The organism is Variovorax gracilis (genome assembly GCF_030317115.1).
Classification (GTDB): Bacteria; Pseudomonadota; Gammaproteobacteria; order Burkholderiales; family Burkholderiaceae_C; genus Variovorax; species Variovorax gracilis.
The window spans coordinates 56,955-71,677 of sequence record NZ_JASZYF010000020.1; the positions used below are offsets into that span (position 1 = coordinate 56,955).

Genomic DNA, 14,723 nt, shown 5'->3' on the forward strand with positions numbered 1-14,723 from the left:
TTGAGTCATCGGCGCCACGCCGCCGATGACCCCCCGCAGCATGCCATCATCAGGCCCCCTTGGGTTCTGCTTCGAAGTCTCCAATGAGTCGCATCGACACCCTCATGGCCCGGATGACGCTATCCGAAAAGCTGGGCCAGCTTACGATGACTGCCTCCGGCTACACGGTCACCGGGCCGGTGATCGCGGGGGACTCCACCCAGTCGATCATCGACGGCACGATCGGCAACCTGCTGAACATGGTCGGAGCGGGGCCCGTGCACGAGGTGCAGCGACTGGCCGTCGAGAGGTCGCGGCTGGGCATTCCGCTGCTGATCGGCCTGGACATCATCCACGGCCATCGCACACTCTTTCCGATCCCGCTCGCAGAGGCGGGCATCTTCGACGAAGACCTCTGGGAGCGCACGGCGCGCGAGGCCGCGCGCGAAGGCGCGGCCGAAGGTCTGGCGATGACATTCGCGCCGATGCTCGACGTATCGCGCGATCCCCGCTGGGGCCGCACCGCGGAGGGCCCAGGCGAAGACCCCTGGCTCAACGCGCGCATCGCGCAGGCCAAGGTGCGAGGGTTCCAGGGAAACGATCTGTCGTCGGCCGAATCGATGGCCGCCTGTGCGAAGCATTTCGTCGCGTATGGCGCGGTCAACGCGGGACGCGAGTACGCCGCCGTGGACATCTCCGAGCGCGCCTTGCGCGAGGTGTACCTGCCGGGCTTCGCATCGGCCGTGCGCGCCGGCGTCGCGACGTTGATGCCCGCCTTCACCGATCTCAACGGCGTGCCGATGACAGCGCACATCCCCTTGCTGCGTGACTGGCTGCGTGGCGAAATGGGCTTCGACGGGGTCATTGTCAGCGACTACAACGCGATCGCGGAATTGATCAAGCACGGGGTCGCCGCCGATCTCGTCGATGCCGCGGTGCTGGCGCTGAAGGCCGGCGTCGACATCGACATGATGGCCGACGCCTATCGCAAGGGTCTGCCGATCGCGCTCGAACAGGGCCGGGTGACGATCGAGGAAGTTGACGCATCCGTGCGGCGCGTGTTGCAGCTCAAGGAGGCGCTCGGTCTGTTTGATGACCCGTACCGTCGTGGCGCGGCGCCGGAGGCCGCGTCAGTCGTCGCCGAGCGGCACGCGCTGGCGCGCGACGTCGCGCGCAGGGCCGTCGTGATGCTGAAGAACGAACGCGACACCCTGCCCTTGCCAACGGCGGCGAAAGCGCTGTGTGTCGTCGGCCCGCTGGCCGACGCAAGCACGGAGATGAAAGGTCCGTGGTGGGGTGCCGGTGAACACGAGCCGGCCATCAGCGTTCTGGCCGGCCTGCGCGCTGCGCTGCCGCAGACCGACGTACGCCATGCACCCGGCGTCGACATCGAGGGCGACGACGAAAGCGGCATCGAGGATGCTGTCGCGCTGTGCGATGGCGTCGACGTCGTCCTGCTGTGCCTGGGCGAGCGTGCCGGGATGAGCGGCGAGGCGGCGAGCCGCGCCACGCCCGCCCTTCCCGGTCGACAGCAGGCTCTGGCCCAAGCGGTGACGGCGCGCGCGCATGCGCTCGGCATCCCCGTCGTCGCGATATTGTTTTCGGGCCGCCCGCTCGTCGTCCCCTGGCTGTCCGAACACGCCGATGCGCTGCTGGCTGCGTGGTTCCTCGGTGTCGAAGCCGGCCACGCGATCGCCGACGTGGTCACGGGCCGGGTATCGCCTGCCGGTCGCACGCCGATGAGCTGGCCGCGGGCCGTCGGACAGCTACCGATCTACTTCGGCCAGCGTCCCACTGGCCGGCCGATGAATCCCGCCGACTACTTCACAAGCAAGTATCAGGACGTCGACAACACGCCGCTGTATGCCTTCGGTCACGGCTTGACCTACGGGCAGTTCTGCTACGACGAGCTTCAGGTCGAGCCGCGGCGCGTGCGCGAGCAGGACACGCTGAAGATCGGCGTCAGGCTGCGCAACGTCGGCGCGCGAGAGGCCGAAGAGACTGTCTTGCTGTTCGTTCGCGCCAGGCTGAGCCGTGTCACCCGCCCGCTGCTGGAACTCAAGGGCTACGCGAAGCTGCGATTGATGCCCGGCGAAGCCGGCTCGGTGAAGCTGGAGCTGCCGGCGGCCGACCTGCGCTACCTCGGCCCGGACCTGCAGCCCCTGTTCGAGGCGGGCGAGGTCGAGATCCTCGTCGGACCGAGTGCCGATCAAACAGGGCTGCTGCGCGAGACCATCGAGTTGTCTTGAAACCCTGGCAATCCGGCTACCCCGCCAGTCCCACGAACACGTTCTGCACGTCGTCGTTCGCGTCGATGGCGGCCAGGAAGGTCTCGACCTCCTCCAAAGCCTCCGCGCTCAGGCTGGCCGGATCGATCGGGTTCTTGGCCTTGTAGCCGAGCTTCGCCGACAGCACGGAAAAGCCCTGCGCCGGCAGCGCGCGGCTGACCAGATCGAGATCGACGGGGTCGGTCAGGAAGACCGTGACTCCCTCCTCGCCGCGCTCGAAATCCTGCGCGCCAGCCTCGATGGCGGCCAGTTCGGGGTCGACCCCTGCTTGCTGCGCTTCGGCCTCGATCATGCCGACGTGGTCGAAATCCCAGGCGACCGACCCCGAGGCGCCGAGTTGGCCCTTGCGGAACAGCACCCGCATCTCCGGCGCGGTGCGGTTCACGTTGTCGGTCAGGCACTCGACCATCACCGGCACCCGGTGCGGCGCGAAGCCCTCGTAAATCACGTGGTCGAAATGCACCGACTCGCCGGTCAGGCCGGCGCCCTTCTTGATGGCCCGCTCCAGCGTGTCCTTGGGCATCGAGACCTTGCGCGCCTGCTCAACCACCAGTCGCAGCCGCGCATTCGATGCCGGATCGGCCCCGCTGCGCGCGGCGATCATGATTTCCTTCGCTAGCTTGCCGAACAAGCGCCCTTTGGCGTTGGCCGCCAGGTCCTTGTGCTTGGCTTTCCATTGCGCGCCCATGTGTGATGTTCCGTGAGTGTCGGCTTTGCCGCGGGAAAGGGATTCTGCCGCAGGGTCGCAGGGCCGCAGGGCCGAGGTGAGAAAAACCATGCGGAGCAGCAACTCCACCAAGGGTGCGGGGGACACATCGAGCGCCTGGCTCCGTTAGGATCGCATCCGAACCCGCTCCAGGAGCACGTCATGCGCAAAGGCCATTGGATTGCCCACACCAGGCGACCCGGAAATCATCGCAGGCCATGAAGGCCGGCCACCCGACTGAGGCGGTGACGATGGCCGGCCGGCCGGCCCGACCCGGTTGGCAGCCTGACATCGACACCGCGCGTTGCACCGGCTGCGGCTGGTGCGTCGCCGCGTGCGACCGTCATCTGCTCAGCCTCGAAGTGGTCAATTGGAAGAAGTACTCGACCTTGGGCGCTGCGGATCTGTGCACGGGCTGCAGCGACTGCGCCGTGAAGTGCCCCTTTCATGCCATCTCGATGCGTCGCAGTTGACTCCAAAAGCCGTGCGCTGCAGCATGGCGATCCGCCCGAACGAAGGGCGTCACAGGAACCGCGATGCCAGGGGATGGTTTCGATCAGGAGGCATGGTTGGAGCGCATTTCGTACGCTGGCCCGCTCGCGCCTACGCTCGAAACGCTACGCGGCCTCGTCTTCGCGCAAGCGAACGCCATTGCGTACGAAAGCCTGGACATCGTGCTTGGCCGCGTCCCCAAACTCGGCGTGGCAGAACTTCGCGAATTGGTACACCGCCACACATCCGGATGCGCCCTATCCCAGCGACATGATCGCCGCGCGTCCTTTGCCCGATGGCAGCCGATTGACCATGTTCAAAAAGCCGCCATGAATCGTGTTCAGCGTTTCCCCGCCTCGCCCCACGGTGTTGGCGCCGGCACGGCGCACGGCCCCAGGGCGGAGGTGCTTCCGAAGTCGGCGGGTCCGACGACCTCGAGGTATTCCATGTCAGGGGAATAGTCGAACAGGAAATGGCGAATGCCCGGTGCCTGATGAACGCAGTCCCCCGCTTCCACCAGCGTGTTGCGATCCTCGTACATGAAACGGGCCCACCCCTTCAACATGTACACGATGTGGAACTGTGCTTCGTGGACGTGCCAGCCGGTGCCTTTCTCCGGCTCTTCATTGGCGCGTACCAACTGTGCTACGACGCGCCCTCCGGTCGCTTGAGTGACGCCCAGGTCACGATACGTGAAGAAGTCGCGCAAACCTCCGGAGACGAATGACGTGTCGGTAGGCTTGACATGGGAAAAGCGTGTGGAATGTTCGGTCATGTTCATGCTTGCGAGGTGTAGAGGGGGACAAGGAACGACGGGACCAGGGAAGGCGATGCGGCAGCGGCCATGGATGCGGCGGCGACCGCTTTGCATGCGCCGCGACGCAACGATGCGGCAATGAACCGGGAAAGACATCAACGGCGCCGAGCCGGCGCAGTCTCTTCGAGGAGCAGAGCAACGACCAGTCCCACCACGAGCGCGATCGCGGCAAGATGCATGATGTACTGGATGCCGTAGTGGTGCGCCACGTAGCCGGCGATCACGGGCGCTATGCCTCCGCCGAAGATCTCGCCGGTGCCGATGACGATGCCCGAGGCGGTGGACATGAGCGTGGCCGGAACCGACTCGGCGCTGATCGGCCCGACGGTCAGGCAGATCATGCTGAAGATGAAGAAAAGCGTCGCGGCCAGGCTCGTGAAGAGCGCGAGGGGCTCAGGCCCGGCATGCATCAGGAAGTACAGGCCGACGCCGGCACCGACGACCGAAATGATCATCACAGGCTTGCGGCCGAGTCGATCCGACAAAGCCGGCATCACCAAAGTGCCGAGCGTGCCGCCGAAGCCGATGGCTGAAAGCACATAGCCCATCTGTTCGAGCGTCAGGTGCAGGTAGTCGATCAGGTAGCTGGGCAGCAAGGCGCTGAGCACCACGAGGTTGGTCAGCCAGCACAGCATGCCGATCATGTTGAGCGGAATGTTGCGGTACTTGAAGACGTCGCTCCACGGATGAATGGCCGCATCCTGGGTGGCGGTGTGCGCTGCGGCCGACTTCGGGTCGGGATCGCGAAGCCCGCGGTAGAGCAGATGCGCCACGGCGAGACCCGGAATGGAGACCATGGCGAAGATCCAGTGCCACTCCACGACTTTCAACAGTTGCGTGACCAGGATCGGCGCGATGCCCAGGCCGAACAGTGGCAAGGCCGCCTGCTGAATCCCGACGTTCATCCCCTGGCGACTCGGCTTGGACGCGTCGATGGTGGCGACGATGCTGGCCGGCGTGTAGGCCCCTTCGGCCACACCCATCAGCGCACGGATGATCATCAGGCTTCCGACACCGGCAGCGAGCCCGCTGAGGCCGGCCAGCAGCGAGAAGACGACGATCGCAGGAATGATCACCTTGCGATGACCGAGACGATCGGAGAGGTTGCCCATGAAGAGCGCAGCCACGCCCCAGGCGATGGCGAGGACGCCGGTGATCTGGCCGAGGTCCTGATAGTCGAGATTCAGCTCCTTCGAGATCACCGGGAACAGCGGCAGGATCATGAAGCGGTCGATGCCGACCAGGCCGAAGCCGAGGCACAACAGGGTGACGGTCTTCCATTCGTAGCCCCAGCTCCTGTGCGGGGCTGGACGGCTCACGGGTTGCGCAGCGATGTATGTGTTCATGGGTCGTCTCCTGGGGTATCGAGGTGAGCGCGCTTTCAGGCGTGAATGGCAAGTGGCTCGTCGGCTTGCGCCGGCGCCTCGGCCGGCACGCCATCCAGTCGCACGCCGTGACTCCGCAGGTCCGCGGCGAGGTCGTCGACCAGCGCGTTGACCTCATTGGCGTTGTCGATCGCGCCGTACAGGTAGAAGTCCGGCCGCACGAGCATGGTGTCGATGCCGTGTTGCGTCATGTACGGGATGTACTTGTCGTCCAGGTCGACCAACACCCCCGCGCTCGCCGTCGTGCCGCGCGCAGCGACCTGCACGCGCTTCGCGCCGAGCTTGTCGAGGAAGGCGCGCTGCCTTGCACCGAGCAACGCCTCGGCCGCGCCGCTGCGCGACACCAGCACGAAGCCCAGGCCGGCCAGGTCGTCGAATCGCCCTTCGCGATCACCGCACTGCACCCTGCCGTGCGGGCTGAGCAAGCCGGCCGGCGCCCGCACCGTTCCATCGACACTGCGGTGGAGGATGCCATCCGTCAGGCTCGGAAAAGCCGGCGGCGGCGGCGCCTCGCCGCTGAAGAAGGCCTGGTCGCGCTCTGCCGCCTTGGCCGCATCCGGAATGCAGATGACCTTGCCGAGGTACATCGACAGGTCGATCACATCGCTCACATGCGGGCGACGCTCGGGCTGGTAGGTGTCGAGCAGGCGGTCGTCGGCCTTGCCATCGAGGACCAGGTTCAGTTTCCACGCGAGGTTCCAGTCGTCGCGCAATCCGGCACACATCCCCTGCCCCATGAAAGGCGGCATCACGTGCGCCGCGTCGCCGGCGATCAGCATGCGGCCCTTGCGCCAGGTGTTCGCGAGCAGCGAGCGGAAGGTGTACACCTTGTGCCGGACGATCGTGGCCTGGTCCGGCTTGACCCAGGGCGCAAGCAGATCCCAAGCGACCTGCTCGTGCTCGAGGTCCTCGCGCGTCTCATGCGGCAGGCGCATGAACTCCCAGCGCCGGAAGTAGCGACCGTCCTTGATGCCGGCGGGCACGATCGTCGTCGGGCGCGCCGGGTTGCACCACTGCGCTGCGGGCGGAATGTCGAGCGTCACGCCCTCGTTGGGGAGCACGTCGATCACGAGCCAGTCGGCCTCGAAGCCGCGGTCTTCCTGGGTCGACCCGATCGCCTGGCGCACCAGACTGTTGGCACCGTCCGCCCCGATCAGGTATTTCGCGCGCACCGTGCGGCGTTCGTCGGTTTCGAAGTCGCGCACTACCAGCTCGACATAGTCCGGCGTCTCGGTCGCTTCGATGGCTTCCCAGCCGAGGTTGAGTTCGACGTTCGGGCACGCTTGCACGACGTCCTCGAACATCTTCTCCAGCGTGGGCTGGTGCACGAAGTTGACCTCAGGCCCGCCGGAGATCGATTCGGACTCCCAATCGATGGCCAGGAGTTCCTTCCAGTCGGCATTGAACCAGCGGTACATCGGCCCCTTGTGGCTGACGGCCGGCAGGTCCTGACTCATGCCCAGGGCGGACAGCACACGGTACAGCTCGTGGTCGATGCACACCGCGCGAGGCAGTGCGAAGCGGACCTTCCAGCGTTCGAATACGGCCACGCTGCGCCCCTGGCGCGCCAGCGCAAGGGCCATGATTTCGCTGACCGGGCCGTAGCCGATCTGGACAACGTCGTAGAGGGGGATTTGTGCGCTCATGGTGTGCTCCTGTGTTTGTGCGGGGTCGATGGATCGGTGCTCAGCGGTTCGCGAGTTCGTGGTTGAAGATGAAGTCCTCGGGCAGCTCGGGGCCCCAGACATAGAGGGAGTCCTCGCCCGGGTGGTCCGCCGAAGGCCACTCGTTGTCGGGTGCAACGAAATCGATGTCGTAGGAGTACTCGGCGTAGCTGCCCCAAGGGTCGCGCACGTAGCGGAAGTAGTTGGAGCCCAGCACATGTCGCCCAATGCCCCAGCCTTGCGGATAGCCGGCTTGCGCCATCTGCTGCGTGCCGATGCCGACGGCATCGATCGACGGCACGCACCAGCTGCTGTGGTGCAAGCCACGGCCTTCGGATTTCGCCAGCGCGATGAGGTGGTGGTCGCTGCCGTGCGGGCTGTGCAGAAAGGCGATCACGGAACCTGACTTGTCCGAAAGCCGCAGGCCCAGCACGTCCTCATAGAACCGGCGTGCACGATCCACGTCAGCGCTGAACAACAGGATGTGCGAGAGATAGAGGGGTCGCGTCGGTTGCGCCTTGCTGCGGCTAGGGGAGCGACCCACGTTTGCGCTCTCCGGAGGGATTTCCCTGGGGGACGGCTGCGAGGGCGAGCTTTTGGCAGCGATGCGCAATTGCACCGCAAGCTCATCCGGCCCTTGAATCCAAATGCCTTCCGTGCCTGCGTTAAAGGGCGGTGCGATGCGTTCGATCCCTTGCTCCGCCAGGCGGCACTCGAAGCGAGGCAGATCATCTGCGTGGATACCGAGGCTGAGCCAAAGCAAGCGCTTGGTCTGGCCCCGGACGATGCGGGCCCAGCGATGCGGATGGCCGAAGGTATGGAGCGCAAGTGCTTCACCTTCCTCGCGCACATCCAGGCCGAAGCTGGAATAGAAGTGCCGCGCCTCCCCGAGGTCCGGCACGCTGAAGACGAATTCGTCGACCGAGTGCACAGCCAGCAAGGGTTCGCGCTCGCCTTGGTTCAGAGTCATCGTTATCTCCTTGTATTCGGGCAAGGCTCCGCCCGCGACCGTGCGGTGCACGGCCTTGTCTCTCGTTGGAAATCGCGTCCGACCGCGGAGGGTCAGATCACTCGCTGGCGCTGGGTGCCGAGTGGGCCGGCACTGAGCGTCATGACATCGCCGCGCCGCAGGAAAACAGGATTCGGCTTGACGCCGAGGCCGACGCCTTCCGGCGTGCCGGTGATCACCACGTCGCCCGGCAGGAGGGTCATGAACTGGCTGAGGTACGAGACGATCTCGGCGACCGGAAAGATCATGTCGGCCGTGTTGCTGCGCTGCCGGGTCTCGCCATTGACTGCCAGTTCGAGCGGGATCCCTTGCGGGTCGGGAAGTTCGTCGCTGGTCACGAGCCACGGGCCGATCGGGCCGAAGCCGTCGAAGCTCTTGCCCTTGCCCCATTGGCCGTTGCGCTTGATCTGCCAGTCACGCTCTGAAACGTCGTTCGCCAGGCAGTAGCCGGCCACGTGCGAAAGAGCGTCGGCGACCGAGACCTTCTTCGCCTGGGTGCCAATCACGAACCCGAGTTCGATCTCCCAATCACCCGCTTCCGAGCCTTCCGGCAGTTCCACGTCGTCGTTCGGGCCAGCCAGTGAGGTCAGCGCCTTGGTGAAGACCACCGGCTCCTTGGGAATCTCGAGACCGGATTCAGCCGCGTGCTTGCGGTAGTTGAGCCCGATCGCGACAAATTGCCGGGTGCCGGCGACCGGGGCGCCGAGCCGGGTACCTGCGGGCACCAGCGGCATGCGGCTCAGATTGATCGCCTTCAAAGCCTCGAGCTTCGCGGGCGACATCCAATCGGGCGTGAAGTCGGGAACGAGGAGCGAGAGGTCTCGCACTTGACCGTCAGCGTCAAGTGCTCCGGGTTTTTCCGCCCCGATGGGGCCATGGCGTAGCAGCTTCATGGTGTTTGCCTTCCGTGTTGATTTAGACTGTTTGTCTAGAATGAACTTTATCCGTTTTGACGATTTCGTCAATATGACAAGAAGAGCAATATGACAGGGATTTCCCTAGGTTGCAGCTGCGAACATTCGGGGCATGTGCCTCGTGTACGCTCGACACCGATGACTGAACTACCCAATGAATCGAAGGTCGAAGACCACCGCGTCAGGGTCGGTGCGCAACGCCGCGAGAAAACCCGTTTGCGTCTGCTTGAAAGCGCCCTGGCGGTATTCACCGAAAAGGGGCCGGACGTCGCCGTCATCGACGACTTCATCGCTGCCGCAGGCGTGTCGCGCGGCACCTTCTACAACCACTTCAAGACCACCAACGAACTGCTGCTCGCGCTCGCCACCGCCATGAGCGATGAAGTGCTGCAGATCGTCGATCCACTGGTGCTTCACCTGGACGATCCGGTCGAACGCTTTGCCGCGGGCACGCGCCTGTACATGCAGATGGCCTTGCGCTACCCGGTCTGGGGCAGCTTCATCACGCAGGTCGGAACACGCATCGCCACGCGGGGGCAGTTGATCGACATCTATCTCACGCGCGATCTGGAACTTGCCAAGGGCAAGAACCGCCTCACGGTGGACAACGTGCGCGTTGCACGCGACATCGTGCTCGGCGCGATCTTCTATGGCATCGAGACGATGCTGACCGAGCCCACGCTCGCGAACCATCCGGAGCTCATCCTGCAAAGCGTTCTGGTCGGCTTTGGCCTCACGCCTGCGGAAGCCGGCCGCATTGCCTTCATGCCGCTTGAGATACCAGGCGCGGTGGAAGGCCCGATCTTCTCGGGCCTCAAAGCCAGTCCAAAGAGATCAGGATCGAGCGCTAGACGACAACCCACGTCCGGGCATGTCCCGAACCAGCCGACGGAGCACGCCGAAGCCAATGTCAGCTCTCGCCCTCAGCGGAAGCTGGCGGCAAGAAGCTGAGTGTCGGCGGCGGGCCCCGACCGCGTTCAATCAGCTCTCGGGCATCAGCTCTTCTACGACTTGGTCAACGCTGAAACTTGCGGAGCGAGCCCGTGGTGGAAATTCGTTGAAGCTCTCGAGCCAGTGCGCAAGCAGGGGCGGTGCGGTGTAGAGCAGAAAGTCTTGCTCCATGAACCAGTCGTTGTACTTGATGCTTTACGTTGCGCGATGGGTGGCGCCGCCCGACATCGCTCGTGCGACGCGCGATGAAGTTTCCCGCGACAGCGCCGAGCTGATGAACGAACCGGCCTCGATCAGCTTCTGCAGGTCGATGCCCGTGTCGTAGCCAAGGCTCTGGAGAAGGTAGACAACGTCTTCAGTCGCCACGTTCCCGGAGGCGCCAAGCGCATAAGGGCAGCCGCCAAGGCCCGATACCGAGCTGTCGAAAGTGCGCACGCCCATCTCCAGCGACGCAACGATATTCGCCACGGCCATGCTGTACGTGTCGTGGTAGTGGCCGGCCAGCTGCGCAGCGGGGATCCTCCGGATGCACGCCTCGAGCACGAGCCGCGTGGTGTTCGGATTGCCACGACCGATCGTGTCGCCAAGCGAGATCTCGTAGCAGCCCATCTCGCTCATGATCACGGCGACCTCGGCGACCTTCTCCGGCGCGATCTGACCTTCGTAGGGGCAGCCCAGAACGCAGGACACATAGCCGCGCACGCGAAGCTTGTTCTCGCGGGCGACCTCGATCACGGAGCGGAACCGCTCCAGGCTCTCCCGGACCGAGCAATTGATGTTGCGCTGAGAAAAGGATTCGGAGGCCGCCCCGAATACGGCCACCTCTTCGCATCCCGCAGCCATCGCGGCCTCGAGGCCCTTCAGGTTGGGCGCGAGCGCGCTGTAGTGCACGCCAGCCGCACGCGGAACACATCGCATCACCTCCGCGCTACCCGCCATTTGCGGCACCCACTTGGGCGACACGAACGAGGTCGCCTCGATGTGGGTCACGCCAGCGGCGACCAGGCGCTCGACCAAGCCCACCTTCGTGTCCACGTCGATGGGCTGCTGTTCGTTCTGAAGCCCGTCGCGCGGTCCGACTTCGACGATCTTGATGAACTCGTTCATGTCACTTTCCTTGGTCGCCGCAGCGGTGCGCTCTATGTGGGAAGAGAGGGTGCTGCCCTTGGCATGCCCTTCGTTTCGGGGCGTCAGGCGAACAGCTTGATCAGTGCCGGCACTGTGAGCACCGCCGTGTAGTAGCCCATGAACTGGACTCCGGAGTTGAAGCCCAGGATCCGGGAAAGCAGACCGCCCACCAGGCCCATGGTCATGATCACCAGCAGGCCGAGGAACTGGCCCTCCCAGATGCTGATGACGAAGATCAGGCCAATGAAGGTGGCGATGATGGCTTCGTGGCTCACCTTGCGCGAGACGAACAGCGCAGCGCGCCGCGCGAAGTTCATGGCGAATGGATAAGACACGATTGCGGCGAGCGCTACAGCCAGCAGGCCGTAGCCCAGGAATTCCCAATGGCTCAACAGGTCATGCAGGTTGTGGCTTGTGCCAGCGACGGAATCGACAGTGAACCGCGGTGGTGCATTGAAGAGAGGGGCTGCCGGACCCGCTGCCACAGGGCTCAACGGAAGGCCGAACGCGATGAGCGGAATCAGCGCCTCGGCAATGTAGGTGGCCTCCGTGACGCCGTTGCGTGCCGCGAGAACCGTCGTGAGGCGGTGATACGCGTGCTTGATTCGTGAACCCACCAGTTCACCGAGCACCACGGTCATGGCTACAGGACTGAACACGAAGGTCGCGCTCGACACCGTGGCCGTTGCCATCGTCCAGCCGGTCTGCTTGCGATCCAGTACCTTGAACGGATTCGGGAAGTAGCCTGACCAGCCCTTCACGTCCGGCGCAAGTTGGAACGTGCGGGGACTTTCCCGCTTCATGCGGGTGCGGTCGGCGGGCGAGATCACCGAGAAAAGATCAGCGACCAGAGGGCCAATGGCGATGCCGAGGAAGTAGCTGATGCTCAGCTTGACGTTGTACTTCGCCGTGAGCGTCTGCAGCGCGATGATGAGCACAACGAAGGGCACCAGGAGCGCCACGGATGCCCACCGGCCACCCGAGAAATAGGCGATCAGCACGGCAGCGGCAACGAAGATCCAGGGGGCGGCCTTGGTGATCGTCGGGCCGAAGGGCGCGAGCATGACGGCAAACAGGACGGCCAGCGGCACCGCGATGAACGCGGCAATGATGGCGCCCGAGACCATCTTTCGGAGTGCGATATGCGGCACGCCCAAGTTGCGCAGGACGTTGGCATCCTGGAGCAACGGCGTGGCCATCGTGTCGCCGGGTATTCCCAGCAGCGCGGTGGGGACGGCGTGCGTCATGTGCTTTGCCACTGCACCGGCCAGGAAGAACGTGAAGACACCCTCGGGCGGAACGCCCAGCAGGACGACCAGCAGGGTCAGAGGCGCCAGGGTCGTTGTTTCATCGGTTCCTGAAACCAGGCCGATCGCCGCGAACACGACGGCGCCAATGAGGCCCATCACGCCGGCGTAAAAGATTTGGCTGAGAAGTGCGGGATCCATCATGCCCCCTTGACTTGCGCCGCAAGGACGCTGGGTTGCGAAGCGAAGCGTTGCCGAGGCGGCTCATCGGTGGACGGCTTCTCGATGCGGTTGGACTTTTCGTAGTCCAGGAACAGGTCATAGATCTGCAACTCCTTCATCTCCTGCACCACCCCGGGCGGCAGGTCAGCGACGGAGCCCAGATCGCCGATCTGTTCGGCGAGCTTTGCGAGGACCTCCTGGCGCCAGAAGGGGTCGGCGGCTTCGCCCTCGACCACCACGCGCTTGGGCTTGAAGAGAAGCGCGCACATGACGCCAGCCACGACGCACCCACCCAGGCCGGCCAGCATGCCGTAGGCCTTGGCGAGCTCGGGTGAGCTGACGAAGGCCGTCAGCACGCGAGCTGCAAGCAGATAGGCTGGCAGGCTGATGCCGATACCCAGGACGATGGCCCAGGCCAGATGCCTTACATCGGCAGTGTCTCCCCACACTTCGACCAGCTGCCATCGAGGCAGCCCACTTTCGCTTTTCATCTTTGTCTCCAGTGAAGATCCGGACAGCGCAGGCGGACCGTACCGCCGATCGCTCGGCAGGGTGGCGTGAAGTGCGCGTCGGAGCCGGTACCGCGGCCCCCCTATCAGCACACCTATTTGCGGCGGAGTTCTTCCAGCAGGGCAACGGCGCGGTCGGTGCGCACATCGTGTTCGCCCGTCATGCGCTTGGCGATGAGGTCGATCTCGTCACCGATCGCGCCAGCGACCAGGGCGATGTTTCGGGCGTGCAACGCCATGTGGCCGCGCTGGATGCCTTCGGTTGCCAGGGCACGAAGCGCACCGAGGTTCTGCGACAGACCCACCGCCACGGCGACTTCGCCAAGTTCCTGGGCCGACTTGACGTCCATGATCTTCAACGCGAGTCGCGCCAGCGGATGCGTCTTCGTGGCGCCGCCGACCAGCCCGACGGGCATTGGCATCTCGATCGTGCCCACCAATGCACCGCTGGTGTCCTTCTCCCAGGTCGTGAGCGAGGTGTAGCGGCCACTGCGACACGCATAGGCATGTGCGCCGGCCTCGACCGCGCGCCAGTCGTTGCCCGTTGCGACGATGACCGGGTCGATGCCGTTCATGATCCCCTTGTTGTGCGTGGCGGCACGATAGGGGTCGACCGCGGCAAAGGTATAGGCGTCGATCACGCCCTCCACGATTTCCTCGCCGCTGCGTTCCTTGGTCTTGAGCACCTCCGGGGTCAGCCGCACGCGGGCCCGGGCAAGCCGCAGATCGGCGAGGTTCGACAGGATGCGCAGACGGACCGTGCCGCCGGTCAGCTTCTCGACCAGCGGCGAAACAGATTCGGCCATCGTGTTCACCGTGTTCGCGCCCATGGCGTCACGCACGTCGACGATCAGGTGCATCACGATCATCGGACCGCGAGCGGTGTCCGGAAACACGTGGATCTCGACGTCGCGGCAGCCGCCTCCAAGGCCGATCAGGACCTTGTCGCGGCTGTTTGCCATTTCGAGGATCTCGTCGCGGTGCTTCAGGAGGGCCAGCCGCGCACCGTAGGGGTCGGTGATGTTGATCACCTGCACCTGCGCACGCATCAGCGGTCCGGTGCTTGACGTCTCGAATCCTCCGCATTCACGCGCCAGCTTGGCCATGAAGGAGGCAGCAGCGACCACGGACGGTTCCTCTACAACCATTGGAACAAGGACGTCGCGGCCGTTGATCTGGAAGTTGCCGCCGATGCCGAAGGGGAGCTCGAAGGTTCCGATGACGTTCTCGACCATGCCGTTCGCCCGTTCAACGCTCAGGGCGCCTGGCCTGGTGATGAGCGCGACCTCCTCTTCGCTCAGGTTGGTGATTCGGGCGATGTGCTCGAAGCGTTGCGCCGGTGAAAGCGAGCGGAAGTTGGGAAGGCGGGAATCGACCACTGGGTGTCTCCTGGGATGGTGGTTACGGTGTGG

13 protein-coding genes are annotated in these 14,723 nt (G+C 64.7%); 3 read left to right on the plus strand and 10 right to left on the minus strand.

Features of this window, described 5'->3' with window-relative positions; genetic code table 11:
- Positions 1-83 precede the first annotated feature (83 nt).
- On the plus strand, positions 84-2,228 hold the full coding sequence (locus QTH97_RS26745; protein ID WP_286571553.1) for a glycoside hydrolase family 3 N-terminal domain-containing protein: 2,145 nt from the start codon (positions 84-86) through the stop codon (positions 2,226-2,228).
- A 16-nt stretch (positions 2,229-2,244) separates the two neighbouring features.
- Here QTH97_RS26745 and QTH97_RS26750 read toward each other — a convergent pair whose 3' ends face one another.
- The gene (locus tag QTH97_RS26750; RefSeq protein ID WP_286571554.1) at positions 2,245-2,955 is read right to left on the minus strand and encodes a YebC/PmpR family DNA-binding transcriptional regulator; all 711 of its coding nucleotides are present in this window, start codon (positions 2,953-2,955) and stop codon (positions 2,245-2,247) included.
- A gap of 269 nt (positions 2,956-3,224) precedes the next feature.
- Here QTH97_RS26750 and QTH97_RS26755 point away from each other — a divergent pair, with 269 nt between their 5' ends.
- On the plus strand, positions 3,225-3,446 hold the full coding sequence (locus QTH97_RS26755) for an ATP-binding protein (RefSeq protein ID WP_286571594.1): 222 nt from the start codon (positions 3,225-3,227) through the stop codon (positions 3,444-3,446).
- A 359-nt stretch (positions 3,447-3,805) separates the two neighbouring features.
- Here the strand turns inward: QTH97_RS26755 and QTH97_RS26760 are convergent, their stop codons facing one another.
- From QTH97_RS26760 to QTH97_RS26780, 5 genes are all read right to left on the minus strand, one after another.
- Positions 3,806-4,246 (minus strand): cupin domain-containing protein, encoded by a 441-nt coding sequence (locus tag QTH97_RS26760; protein WP_444813474.1) that lies wholly within the window; start codon positions 4,244-4,246, stop codon positions 3,806-3,808.
- A 131-nt stretch (positions 4,247-4,377) separates the two neighbouring features.
- Positions 4,378-5,628: an MFS transporter gene (locus QTH97_RS26765; protein WP_286571555.1), complete on the minus strand. Its 1,251-nt coding sequence runs from the start codon at positions 5,626-5,628 to the stop codon at positions 4,378-4,380.
- Between the two features lie 35 nt (positions 5,629-5,663).
- Positions 5,664-7,313 (minus strand): bifunctional 3-(3-hydroxy-phenyl)propionate/3-hydroxycinnamic acid hydroxylase MhpA, encoded by a 1,650-nt coding sequence (gene mhpA, locus QTH97_RS26770; protein WP_286571556.1) that lies wholly within the window; start codon positions 7,311-7,313, stop codon positions 5,664-5,666.
- 40 nt (positions 7,314-7,353) lie between these two features.
- Positions 7,354-8,301 carry a VOC family protein gene (locus QTH97_RS26775; RefSeq protein WP_286571557.1) on the minus strand — a complete coding sequence of 316 codons (948 nt, stop codon included), beginning with the start codon at positions 8,299-8,301 and terminating at the stop codon, positions 7,354-7,356.
- 92 nt (positions 8,302-8,393) lie between these two features.
- Positions 8,394-9,233 (minus strand): fumarylacetoacetate hydrolase family protein, encoded by an 840-nt coding sequence (locus QTH97_RS26780; RefSeq protein ID WP_286571597.1) that lies wholly within the window; start codon positions 9,231-9,233, stop codon positions 8,394-8,396.
- A 159-nt stretch (positions 9,234-9,392) separates the two neighbouring features.
- Here QTH97_RS26780 and QTH97_RS26785 point away from each other — a divergent pair, with 159 nt between their 5' ends.
- The gene (locus QTH97_RS26785; RefSeq protein ID WP_286571559.1) at positions 9,393-10,205 is read left to right on the plus strand and encodes a TetR/AcrR family transcriptional regulator; all 813 of its coding nucleotides are present in this window, start codon (positions 9,393-9,395) and stop codon (positions 10,203-10,205) included.
- Positions 10,206-10,400: 195 nt separating this feature from the next.
- Here QTH97_RS26785 and QTH97_RS26790 read toward each other — a convergent pair whose 3' ends face one another.
- The 4 genes from QTH97_RS26790 to QTH97_RS26805 form a co-directional block, all read right to left on the minus strand.
- Positions 10,401-11,312 carry a hydroxymethylglutaryl-CoA lyase gene (locus QTH97_RS26790; RefSeq protein ID WP_286571560.1) on the minus strand — a complete coding sequence of 304 codons (912 nt, stop codon included), beginning with the start codon at positions 11,310-11,312 and terminating at the stop codon, positions 10,401-10,403.
- Positions 11,313-11,395: 83 nt separating this feature from the next.
- Entirely contained in the window at positions 11,396-12,784 is a 1,389-nt protein-coding gene (locus tag QTH97_RS26795) for a tripartite tricarboxylate transporter permease (RefSeq protein ID WP_286571561.1), read from the minus strand.
- Positions 12,781-13,293 carry a hypothetical protein gene (locus QTH97_RS26800; protein WP_286571562.1) on the minus strand — a complete coding sequence of 171 codons (513 nt, stop codon included), beginning with the start codon at positions 13,291-13,293 and terminating at the stop codon, positions 12,781-12,783. The genes QTH97_RS26795 and QTH97_RS26800 overlap by 4 nt, the downstream gene beginning before the upstream one ends.
- A gap of 113 nt (positions 13,294-13,406) precedes the next feature.
- Positions 13,407-14,690: a hydroxymethylglutaryl-CoA reductase, degradative gene (locus tag QTH97_RS26805; RefSeq protein WP_286571563.1), complete on the minus strand. Its 1,284-nt coding sequence runs from the start codon at positions 14,688-14,690 to the stop codon at positions 13,407-13,409.
- Between the last annotated feature and the right edge of the window lie 33 nt (positions 14,691-14,723).